At 48.6% G+C, this 6136-nt stretch carries 12 tRNA genes and 3 rRNA genes (1 of these 15 running past the window's edge); all 15 read right to left on the bottom strand.

The annotated features are described in order from the left end of the window. A tRNA-Ser gene (locus ACTG44_RS00930) sits at positions 1-31 on the bottom strand; it reaches 58 nt to the left of the window's first position. Positions 32-33: 2 nt separating this feature from the next. Beyond that, positions 34-109 (bottom strand) — tRNA-Lys (locus ACTG44_RS00925). A gap of 11 nt (positions 110-120) precedes the next feature. Beyond that, positions 121-196, bottom strand: a tRNA-Gln gene (locus ACTG44_RS00920). Positions 197-205: 9 nt separating this feature from the next. Next, positions 206-282, bottom strand: a tRNA-Arg gene (locus ACTG44_RS00915). A 10-nt stretch (positions 283-292) separates the two neighbouring features. Beyond that, positions 293-366: transfer RNA gene (locus tag ACTG44_RS00910), tRNA-Gly, on the bottom strand. Positions 367-382: 16 nt separating this feature from the next. Further along, positions 383-467: transfer RNA gene (locus tag ACTG44_RS00905), tRNA-Tyr, on the bottom strand. Positions 468-481: 14 nt separating this feature from the next. Then, positions 482-556, bottom strand: a tRNA-Thr gene (locus ACTG44_RS00900). Between the two features lie 11 nt (positions 557-567). After that, positions 568-644: transfer RNA gene (locus tag ACTG44_RS00895), tRNA-Asp, on the bottom strand. A 5-nt stretch (positions 645-649) separates the two neighbouring features. Beyond that, positions 650-725 (bottom strand) — tRNA-Val (locus ACTG44_RS00890). Positions 726-730: 5 nt separating this feature from the next. Next, a tRNA-Glu gene (locus ACTG44_RS00885) sits at positions 731-805 on the bottom strand. 4 nt (positions 806-809) lie between these two features. Beyond that, positions 810-884, bottom strand: a tRNA-Asn gene (locus ACTG44_RS00880). A gap of 7 nt (positions 885-891) precedes the next feature. Continuing rightward, a 5S ribosomal RNA gene (rrf, locus tag ACTG44_RS00875) occupies positions 892-1008 on the bottom strand. 132 nt (positions 1009-1140) lie between these two features. Continuing rightward, a 23S ribosomal RNA gene (locus ACTG44_RS00870) occupies positions 1141-4037 on the bottom strand. 311 nt (positions 4038-4348) lie between these two features. After that, positions 4349-4424: transfer RNA gene (locus tag ACTG44_RS00865), tRNA-Ala, on the bottom strand. A 55-nt stretch (positions 4425-4479) separates the two neighbouring features. Next, positions 4480-5982 (bottom strand): 16S ribosomal RNA (locus ACTG44_RS00860). Together the 16S, 23S and 5S rRNA genes with 12 tRNA genes alongside form the textbook arrangement of a ribosomal RNA operon. Positions 5983-6136: the final 154 nt, after the last annotated feature.

Below are 6136 nucleotides of genomic sequence, written 5' to 3'. Positions count from 1 at the left end.
CCAGCTCCTTAAACCACTCGGACACCTCTCCATTGGTGATCTATCCGCGACTCGAACGCGGGACACCCTGATTAAAAGTCAGGTGCTCTACCGACTGAGCTAATAGACCATATTTTTATTTGGCTGGGGATGCAGGACTCGAACCTACGCATACATGAGTCAAAGTCATGTGCCTTACCGACTTGGCTAATCCCCAATATATATGTGGTGAGCGCACAGGGATTCGAACCCCGGACACACGCCTTAGAAGGGCGTTGCTCTATCCAGCTGAGCTATGCACCCACGCTTTCTTTGGAGCGGGTGAAGGGGATCGAACCCTCACAGCTGGCTTGGAAGGCCAGAACTCTACCATTGAGCTACACCCGCATATTTAATTGATAATTGGTGGAGGATGGTGGATTCGAACCACCGAAGTCGATGACAACAGATTTACAGTCTGCCCCCTTTGGCCGCTCGGGAAATCCTCCGTATTAATTTTACATGGAGCTGGTGATAGGAATCGAACCTACAACCTGCTGATTACAAGTCAGCTGCTCTACCGTTGAGCCACACCAGCATTTTTTGTTTTGGCGACCTGGAAGGGGTTCGAACCCTCGACCTCCAGCGTGACAGGCTGGCATTCTAACCAACTGAACTACCAGGCCGCAAATGGTGGGACCAACAGGGCTCGAACCTGTGACCCCCTGCTTGTAAGGCAGGTGCTCTCCCAGCTGAGCTATGATCCCACAAATGGTGACTCGTAGGGGAATTGAACCCCTGTTACCGCCGTGAAAGGGCGGTGTCTTAACCTCTTGACCAACGAGCCATATTGGCTCCAAGGGTGGGGCTCGAACCCACAGCCTACCGGTTAACAGCCGGTTGCTCCACCGTTGAGCTACCTTGGAATATCCAACGTGGCTATGTCCTACTCTCCCAGGCAGTTTCCCACCAAGTACCATCAGCGCTAGAGAACTTAACTTCTGTGTTCGGAATGGGAACAGGTGTATCTTCTCTGCTATTATAACCACATTTTTTTCTTGTTGCTAGGACAAGTATAATATTAACATTTTTTGTTATTTTTGTCAATACTTTTTTTAAACTTTTTTAGAGCTAACACTCTAAAAACTACACATATATTTTACTGAATGGACATCAAATAATTTGGTCAAGTCCTCGACCTATTAGTATCGATAAGCTAAATACATTGCTGCACTTACACCTTCGACCTATCAACCAGATAGTCTTTCTGGGGTCTTACCCTTGCGGTGGGAAATCTTATCTTGAAGTTGGCTTCGCGCTTAGATGCTTTCAGCGCTTATCCATTCCGTACATAGCTACCCAGCCATGCCCTTGGCAGAACAACTGGTACACCAGAGGTACGTCCATCCCGGTCCTCTCGTACTAAGGACAGGTCTTCTCAAATTTCCTACGCCTGCGACGGATAGGGACCGAACTGTCTCACGACGTTCTGAACCCAGCTCGCGTACCACTTTAATGGGCGAACAGCCCAACCCTTGGGACCTACTACAGCCCCAGGATGTGATGAGCCGACATCGAGGTGCCAAACCTCCCCGTCGATGTGGACTCTTGGGGGAGATAAGCCTGTTATCCCCAGGGTAGCTTTTATCCGTTGAGCGATGGCCCTTCCACGCAGAACCACCGGATCACTAAGTCCGATTTTCATCCTTGCTCGACCTGTATGTCTTGCAATCAAGCTCTCTTTTGCCTTTACACTCTACGTACGATTTCCGACCGTACTGAGAGAACCTTTGAGCGCCTCCGTTACCTTTTGGGAGGCGACCGCCCCAGTCAAACTGCCCACCTGACAGTGTCCCAAGACCAGATTCATGGCCTATGGTTAGAGTCCCAGTACTACAAGGGTGGTATCCCAAGGATGGCTCCGCCAAAACTGGCGTCCTGGTTTCAAAGCCTCCCACCTATCCTGTACATGTAGTACCAAGACCCAATGTCAAGCTACAGTAAAGCTCCATGGGGTCTTTCCGTCCTGTCGCAGGTATCCGGCATCTTCACCGGAATTACAATTTCACCGAGTCTGTTGTTGAGACAGTGCCCAAATCGTTACGCCTTTCGTGCGGGTCGGAACTTACCCGACAAGGAATTTCGCTACCTTAGGACCGTTATAGTTACGGCCGCCGTTTACTGGGGCTTAAGTTCACTGCTTCGATTACTCTAACAGATCCCCTTAACCTTCCAGCACCGGGCAGGCGTCAGCTCCTATACATCGTCTTGCGACTTAGCAGAAACCTATGTTTTTGGTAAACAGTCGCTTGGGCCTATTCTCTGCGGCCACCGGATGGTGGCACCCCTTATCCCTAAGTTACGGGGTCATTTTGCCGAGTTCCTTAACAACAGTTCTCTCGCGGGCCTTAGGATACTCTCCTCACCCACCTGTGTCGGTTTGCGGTACGGGTACCTTTAACCTCGATAGAGACTTTTCTTGACAGTGTGAAATCAGCTACTTCGCTACTAAATTTCGCTCCCCATCACATCCCAGCATTATCAAAGCGGATTTACCTACTCTGACTGCCTCAATGCTTGGGCACACATAACCAACAGTGTGCTTAGCTTATCCTACTGTGTCATCCCATCTCTCAAACGGTTATCGGTAGTACAGGAATATCAACCTGTTGTCCATCACCTACGCCTTTCGGCCTCAGCTTAGGTCCCGACTAACCCAGGGCGGACGAACCTTCCCCTGGAAACCTTGGGTTTACGGCCTGTGGGATTCTCACCCACATCTCGCTACTCATGCCAACATTCTCACTCCCATACTGTCCACATGTCCTTACGGTCATGCTTCAACCCGTATGGGAAGCTCCCCTACCCATCATAATGATGCCGTAGCTTCGGTAGTAAGTTTTAGCCCCGGAAATCTTCGGCGCAGGATCACTCGACCAGTGAGCTATTACGCACTCTTTGAATGAGTGGCTGCTTCTAAGCCAACATCCTGGTTGTCTGTGCAATCCCACATCCTTTACCACTTAACTTACATTTAGGGACCTTAGCTGACGATCTGGGCTGTTGCCCTTTCGACTATGAATCTTATCACCCACAGTCTGACTCCCAAGTATAAGATGACGGCATTCGGAGTTTGATAGTCTTCGGTAGGTGCAATACCCCCTAGGACATTCAGTGCTCTACCTCCGTATCTCTCACCTTGAGGCTAGCCCTAAAGCTATTTCGGGGAGAACCAGCTATCTCCGGGCTCGATTGGAATTTCACCGCTACCCACAAGTCATCCCCGAGCTTTTCAACGCTCGTGGGTTCGGACCTCCACGAAATTTTACTTTCGCTTCATCCTGCTCATGGGTAGGTCGCCCGGTTTCGGGTCTACGTCAAGTAACTGAACGCTCAGTTAAAACTCGCTTTCGCTACGGCTCCACACCTTAAGTGCTTAACCTTGCTACTTAACGTAACTCGTTGGCCCGTTCTACAAAAAGTACGCGGTCACACAAGAAATGTGCTTCCACAGCTTGTAAGTGCAGGGTTTCAGGTTCTATTTCACTCCCCTCCCGGGGTTCTTTTCACCTTTCCCTCACGGTACTATACGCTATCGGTCACTAGGTAGTATTTAGCCTTGGAGGGTGGTCCCTCCTGCTTCCCACAGGGTTTCACGTGTCCCGTGGTACTCTGGATCATATCTGAAGTCTTCTCGTTTAACATACAGGACTATTACCTTCTGTGGTGGGTCTTTCCAAACCTCTTCAATTACGATACCTCTTCGTTATGATATGTCCGCAACCCCAATAAAGAAAACTTTATTGGTTTGGGCTATTCCGCGTTCGCTCGCCGCTACTTACGGAATCGAATTTCTTTCTCTTCCTTCAGGTACTTAGATGTTTCAGTTCCCTGAGTTCCCCTCATTAAGCTATGTATTCACTTAATGATACTTAGACATTACTCTAAGTGAGTTTCCTCATTCGGAAATCTTCGGATCAAAGTTTACGTGCAACTCCCCGAAGCTTATCGCAGCTTATCACGTCCTTCATCGGCTCCTAGTGCCAAGGCATCCGCCCTGCACCCTTAATAACTTGACCAGTTAAAAAGGTTTGATAGATTAAAGTCTATCAACTTGATAATTTTAAAAAGTTATCAGCTTTATATATTACAAATTAGATGTCATATCACTAAATATATATGCAGTTTTCAAAGTGCTAACGCACAGCGCCAACGGATAAATCCCGTTGCTTAAAGTGCTAACGCACGTCGCCAACAAACAAACTTCACATTCGTTCAGTTTATTCTGTTGCTTAAGGTGCTAATGCACAAGGCTTGTATAAAAATAAGCTTAAAGTGCAATCTAAGAGTCTACTAGATAAATCAAAGATTTAAGTAATATGCTCTTAAATGGTGGAGATGAGGAGAGTCGAACTCCTGACCCCTTGCTTGCAAGGCAAGTGCTCTCCCAACTGAGCTACACCCCCAAATATGAAGTTCATAAAGAACTTTCAAAATTAAACAGTAGGCAATTCTCCTTAGAAAGGAGGTGATCCAGCCGCACCTTCCGATACGGCTACCTTGTTACGACTTCACCCCAGTTATTGATTCCACCTTCGACGACTTCTTCCAAAAGGTTAGATAATCGGCTTCGGGCGTCTCCAACTCCCGTGGTGTGACGGGCGGTGTGTACAAGACCCGGGAACGCATTCACCGCAGCATTCTGATCTGCGATTACTAGTAACTCCAGCTTCATGTAGGCGAGTTTCAGCCTACAATCCGAACTGAGAGTAGCTTTAAGGGATTAGCTCCACCTTACGGCTTGGCAACCCTCTGTACTACCCATTGTAGCACGTGTGTAGCCCTAAGCATAAGGGGCATGATGATTTGACGTCATCCCCACCTTCCTCCAGGTTATCCCTGGCAGTCTCTCTAGAGTGCCCAACTTAATGATGGCAACTAAAGACAAGGGTTGCGCTCGTTGCGGGACTTAACCCAACATCTCACGACACGAGCTGACGACAACCATGCACCACCTGTCACCAATGTCCCCGAAGGGAACTCTCCGATTAAGGAGATGTCATTGGGATGTCAAGCTTAGGTAAGGTTCTTCGCGTTGCTTCGAATTAAACCACATGCTCCGCTACTTGTGCGGGTCCCCGTCAATTCCTTTGAGTTTCACTCTTGCGAGCGTACTTCCCAGGCGGAGTACTTAATGCGTTAGCTGCGGCACCGAGGGGGGTAACCCCCGACACCTAGTACTCATCGTTTACAGCGTGGACTACCAGGGTATCTAATCCTGTTTGCTCCCCACGCTTTCGTGCCTCAGCGTCAGTTACAGTCCAGAGAGCCGCCTTCGCAACTGGTGTTCCTCCTAATATCTACGCATTTCACCGCTACACTAGGAATTCCACTCTCCTCTCCTGCACTCAAGTCTCCCAGTTTCAAGAGCTTACTACGGTTGAGCCGTAGCCTTTCACTCCTGACTTGAAAGACCGCCTACGCACCCTTTACGCCCAGTAAATCCGGATAACGCTAGCCCCCTACGTATTACCGCGGCTGCTGGCACGTAGTTAGCCGGGGCTTCCTCCTCAAGTACCGTCATTATCTTCCTTGAGGACAGAGTTTTACGACCCGAAGGCCTTCATCACTCACGCGGCGTTGCTGCATCAGGCTTTCGCCCATTGTGCAATATTCCCCACTGCTGCCTCCCGTAGGAGTTTGGACCGTGTCTCAGTTCCAATGTGGCCGATCACCCTCTCAGGTCGGCTACTGATCGTCGCCTTGGTAAGCCGTTACCTTACCAACTAGCTAATCAGACGCGGGTCCATCCTGTACTGGCTCACCTTTGATATTTAAGAGATGCCTCTCAAATATGTTATCCCGTATTAGCATACCTTTCGGTATGTTATCCGTGTGTACAGGGTAGGTTACCCACGCGTTACTCACCCGTCCGCCGCTCTTTACCGAAGTAAATCGCTCAACTTGCATGTGTTAGGCACGCCGCCAGCGTTCATCCTGAGCCAGGATCAAACTCTCAAATAAAAGTTTATCAGGCTCAGATACTATTGTTATCAAAATATCTGGCTTTATGGTTTGTTTCTTGTTTATAAATTAACCTACTGTTTAATTTTCAAAGTTCTTTTGTCGTATTTTCGTGCTCCTTTTGGGCACTCATATATAATACCATCTATATGAT

Source organism: Clostridioides sp. LIBA-2809, assembly GCF_056688965.1.
This window is presented reverse-complemented; position numbering and strand designations above follow the sequence as displayed.